Here is a 5,843-nt window from a genome sequence, read left to right on the forward strand (position 1 = left end):
GTAATATGTTGATGTTCCGTCCCAAACTATTTGATCTTCATATTCTAGGGTGAAATAGTCGTTATCACTTAATAAAACATTTGTGGCTTGATAAATATCCCCTGCTGTATTTGATAAATTGTATATTCTTTCTGGCGTTAATAATTCAGCATCATTATCTACAACTAGTTGTAAAGGCACACAATCTTGTTTTTGGCTAATATCTATTCCGGTCATATCTATTTCTACGGTCACATCATCCAAACCAACACCATTTGTTTTACTCACTCTCCAATTAGATGATATACGCTCTTTATAATTATCTGTATTTGTTTGAAAAGTATAATCCGTTTTATTGTTTCTTCCCCAAAATAAAAAATCACCATCGGTTAATGTTTCTGGTTCTTTTATTCTAATTATACCAGTACCTTGGGAGTCGGTATGCTTAGAACCATCGGAGGCCTGCCCTATTCCAGCTACATCATGATCGAAATCACCATTTTCATCCTCATCATAAAAATCTATAGATGCATCTATAGTGATATCATATTTAGCCGATAAATAATTTGAAACAATAATTCTTTCGGCATCCGTTATATATGTATTAAATAAAATAATTTCAGAAAAATCACCTTGATGCGCCTGTGAAGAATCAAAACTGTAAGGCGATGAACTGCCATCCTGCTCCCCTGCCAAAGCAAAATCTCCACCAGCAGTTAAAGGTATGCTGTTTTGATTAGCATCAACAGAAGTTCCTTCTGCACCATTTAAGGACATTCGCGAATTCCCTCCATAGCTTGTCCATGCAAATTCAACAATATTCCATTGACTATTATCCGCATTAAGATCAAAAGTTCTAGATTTAACCCCATCTCTATACATACGCAAATCATCACTTCTGTAAATAAGAAAATTATTATCGCTTGTGGTTGAGGCATAAGATAGTATCCCATCTTTATTAGAACCGGTATCGTTAGTTTTATTGACATAAAAACCAGAAATTGCAGTAGTTGGAAAATTTGAAAAGCCTGTTTTTATTAATCGTCTATTGCCTGTTTCAAAACGAACCACATCATAACCATTAACGACATTTTTTTTAATAATGGGTTGATATGAAGCATTGGACTGACTTAAATTGGATCCATATCCCGATAAATCCATCCAGCTTACTAAAGGATCATCATCGGATTCTGTAATATCGTTCGGATTAGTCCATAACACTAATGGTGATGTCCCGTTGGTATGCCCCACTCCTCCTGGGCCTTTATAACCACCTCCCGGATAATTGAAATAACAAAGCCTTAATGTAGCACTCCTAATGGTACCTCCGTATAATAAGCGATCATCTCTAACAATTAAAGTCCAAGCACCTTTACTATTTTCTCCATTAAAATCATCTAAATTACCTTCGGGATTGTAGGTTCCTGAAAGTGTATAACTCCCTGATAAAGATGGGTTATTAGAAGAGGATTCATCAAAAGTAACATCACTATAATTGTTCGCCGAACCTCCATTATCTGTAGATAACTCTACCTGTGTGCCTTCTGGAGATAACAAATAAATATCTAAATCATCGTTAAAATCATGATCTATATTTACAGTAATATTAACATCAGATAATGTATAAGAATCTGGGACAATAAAAGTTTTTTCATATTGACAATACAATAGATTACAAAAACCTGTAACTTCAGGAATATCAATAACATCATTATTATGGTAATCCTGACAAAGTTCTTGTCCAAACGAATTTACACTGATAAAGAAAAGAGTTAAAAACCATACTTTCATAGAAAATATGGCTAGTTGAAATTTGCTCATATTTTAAATAATTATAGTGTATATTTCTCTAATATACATTATAATTAAAAGCAAACAAAATACAAGAGAACTATTCAAACAAATATAAAACGCTTATAACAAGTAAATTACACGCTATCCCCCTCTATAAACCGATGTTATAATTAGAAACGGACTAGATTTAAAAAAGGTATGTTCCCTCCTAATTTTTTACAAATTTTCTTACCATTTTTCCATTTATACGATCCTCTATTTCGAAAACATATATACCATTGGCTACTTTTGGCAACTGGATAGTATTGGTTTCAACAGTAGATAAAGCCAGAATAACTTGCCCTGTTAAACTATAAATTTTTAAGCTTGAAATAGTATTTAAATCTGGATAATTATGGATACTTAATTGTTGGTTTTCTTTGCTGTAAGACAGTGTTACCTTAGTGAATTCTGGAGCATCAACATTTAATACTTCGGCTTGCTTGGCATAGGTTATGGCATATCTATTAGCATAATTAGTTCCTGCGACTAAGGTTAAGGTTACCGGAGCATCCTCTAATAAATTATAATAAGTATTGGTGTCTTTATCTTTTAAATAAACCGGCGTGTTTTCGGGTAAGTTTTCACTTTTATCGATAGCAAAGGTGTAATTTCCAGAATTTACAACTTCTACGCCCAAATCAATTTCATCGGTTTTAGAAAGGCTTGGTAAACCTTGCACCATTAGCTGCCCTGCAAGGCTATTCCAATAAAAATTGTCGGGATAAAAATTGGCTAAATACGAATCGAAACCGCTATCATAACCTTCGGTAGTCCTTACATCATAACCTAAACCTATAACGCGTTTAAATTCATTTTCATCGGTCATTGAAAACCATATTTTTGTTCGGGTATCGGTTGTGGTTTTGGCGGCTATACCAGATTTAGTTTGTGTGGATTTATAAAAAATTGCAGAATCTGTAGGATCGCCTGGGCTATTAAAATCCCGTTGCCCATTATTAAACACAATACTACCATTTGCTTTAAAGGTTACAAAAAAGCCTTGACCAACAGCTATTTTACCTGTTGGGGCTCCTTTTGTAGAACCTGAACCAGCATCTGATGTAGACATTAAAGTATTATAACTAGCATAACCACCTTCATAATCATTTAATATATGCGTGTTGGCATTTCCAAATTGCTCCCAAAAATATAAGGTTCCGTCGATAACTCCAGAATTATCGGCTATAAATTGATCGGCATTTAAATCGGACGGATATGGATTTCCTACTAAATAACCATTTCCTGAACTTGCTGAAAGCGTATAATCGCCATCATTAGCCTCGCCATTAAACGTAAATTCACCAGCAATTCCAGTACCTTTCATAGAAAAACCTTCGCCTGGTAAAATACTAGTTGAAGCTGGATCTATTTGATTCCAAGAATAATAATTTCCAGATGTTCCATTAAAGGTTTGTAACCAGAGGGTACTTATTTTACCAAACTCATCAACCTCACTTGTAAATAACACAGGACTTTCTTGAAACTCTAACGCACTTAATTTCCAGGTTCCACTATTATTTACAGAAGCGCTCCAATAGTTATAATCATACTTATTAGCAGTTCCTTCTTGAGGAATGGTAAAACTTCCTGTTCCTGAGTTTAAAGATGTTCCTGTATGAGTTTGAACAACCTGCCCTTCTCCTAAAACATGTATAATCCCGTTGTTTATTATCCCGTTGGTGATGGTTAAAAGTATACCGTCACCTATTTCCAAAGTACCTCCTGCTTCTAATTCTAATTCTCTAACGGTGGCATCTTCACTTAGCACAGCAGTCTCTCCTGCCTTTACCAAAAATTTCTTACAGGCATCGCTAATGCTTGGTGCAAAGTATTCACCACTACCATTGTGAAATTCAAATCCCCCACCGTCATTACCCCAAACAATTTGATCCAAATATCCTAACGTAAAATAGTCGTTATCATTAAAAACAACCTCTGTTACCGTATAAACACCATCAACTAAACCGAATTCATAAGTACGTGTTCCTGAGCTAAATGATGAATCATCACTTACAATCAACTTTAATTTTTCATTACATTCAACGGTAGGATTAATATCCGATTCATTAATAGATACAGATACTGTTCCCAAATCATTACGGTGACTAACACGCCATTTAGTATCTATTGCACTAAAATACTCAGACGTTCCTTCAGAAGTATACATATAATTTTTTGAAAAAGTGTAATCGGCATCTATTAGCGCTTCTCCCCAAAATAAAAACTCATCATTATCCAAATTAGAAGGAGTGTTAATACGGACAATACCAGTTCCTTGAGAATCGGTATGTTTAGACCCATCATAAGCTTGCCCAATACCGGCTACTTTGTAATCGTAATCTTCACCAGACGTATCGGCTATATAATAATCATTGTTATTAAGTATTCTTCCATATTTAGCAGCTAAATAATTCGAAGTAATTATTCGTTCGGCTAGACTTAAACGTTGTTTAAAAATAATCATTTCTGAAATACGCCCATTTAAAAACCTACCGCTTGTTCCTATATCGTTTCCAATGTAGAGGTCGGTATTATTCACCGCTGGGGTTTTACTTTCATTACCAGTATAAATAGAATTATTGTTTTTATAAACATCTCGTCCAATATTAGAGAAAGCGTATTCAAACACATCAAAATTTAAAGTTGAATAAGCTCCAGCTGAAGAATTAACATAAGCTCTAGAAAAATCGGTAAATTTTATAGGCATATGAAAAGAAGCATCATTATAAGCAAGAAACTCATAATTCTCTAAGGCATCATATCCTTTTGTATAGATCGCATTAAAATCTTTATTAGTATCAACTTTAGAAACCAAAAAAGTAGTCCAATTCGTTAAATCGATAGAATCATCATCGGGCACAGTTAATTCATCATCACTACCATCAAATTTAATGGAAGGGTATCCATTAACATCAGTAGTCACTAAGCTTGGTCTTGCCGACGTCCCTGTGGGTATAGCATTATTTCCATAACCCGATTTATCAGCCCAAGCCGTAACCTCATTACCGTTTAAACTAACCCCAGAAGATGCATCTAGCCATAGTGATAAATCTGATTGTCCATTGGTATGCCCAACACCACCGGGTCCTAAATAGCCCTCAACAGGTGGTCTATAACAAAGGTTTAGCGTGATATCGTTACTTGATTCGGTAAATAAACCTAAAAGATCGAGATCAATTATAGTGTTATCAACAACAATTAAAGTCCAAACTCCACTACCAATTTCACCATTAAAGTTGGATAAAGGTTCGTCTGGCTCATAAGTCCCTGATGAAATAGGGGAATTACAACCAACTACGTACAAAATAGCCGTACAAGAAGGAACACCATCAGTAGATTCATCATCAAAAGTAACAGTATCATACCCATTAGTATCACCACCTTTACCCCAAGCTAACTTTACCACCGTACCACTTGGTGACCTTAACGAAATATCTAAATTTTTGCTAGTATGATGACTTATATCAATGGTAATGTTTACATCGGTTAATACATAAGCATCCGACACGGGAATATCTACCTCAACTGTATCATCTCCTAAAACCCTAATATTTAGAATATTAGTATCAACATTTCGATCCGCTGCATAATTTTGGCAAATTTCCTGTCCAAAGGAGGTTGTGCTTACAGTAATAAATGTGAAAAACCAAAGTTTCTCAAAACATATCAAAGCCTTTAATTTGTTCATAGTAGTAGGTTATTATAAACAAAAACAGTTTTTTTCTTACAAAAAACTTATTTTTACAGTTAATACATAGATTACAACTCTATTAAGAACTATAAATATATAACTTATACTACAAAACACACAAAAAACAACTATATTTTTACTACAAAAACGACAAACACAACCTTTTATCGGTTTTTAAATTTTTATTCTACTGCAAACTTTATAACTAATTTCTCTTTTGTATTATTTTTTACTTCTAAAACATATACGCCATTAGAAATATTTGGCAACTGAATCGTATTGGTTTCAACAGTTTTTAAACTTAAAACAGCTTGCCCTGTTAAACTATAAATTTTTA

At 34.0% G+C, this 5,843-nt stretch carries 3 protein-coding genes; all 3 read right to left on the reverse strand.

From position 1 onward, the window contains the following. Positions 1–1,800 (reverse strand): proprotein convertase P-domain-containing protein (locus FQU21_RS16985; RefSeq protein WP_187269413.1); only part of this gene is annotated, 1,800 nt, incomplete at its 3' end. 181 nt (positions 1,801–1,981) lie between these two features. After that, on the reverse strand, positions 1,982–5,503 hold the full coding sequence (locus FQU21_RS16990; protein WP_147679207.1) for a T9SS type A sorting domain-containing protein: 3,522 nt from the start codon (positions 5,501–5,503) through the stop codon (positions 1,982–1,984). A 185-nt stretch (positions 5,504–5,688) separates the two neighbouring features. Then, positions 5,689–5,838 carry a T9SS type A sorting domain-containing protein gene (locus FQU21_RS17880; RefSeq protein ID WP_394348414.1) on the reverse strand — a complete coding sequence of 50 codons (150 nt, stop codon included), beginning with the start codon at positions 5,836–5,838 and terminating at the stop codon, positions 5,689–5,691. Between the last annotated feature and the right edge of the window lie 5 nt (positions 5,839–5,843).

The organism is Algibacter pacificus (genome assembly GCF_008033385.1).
Classification (GTDB): domain Bacteria; phylum Bacteroidota; class Bacteroidia; order Flavobacteriales; family Flavobacteriaceae; genus Algibacter; species Algibacter pacificus.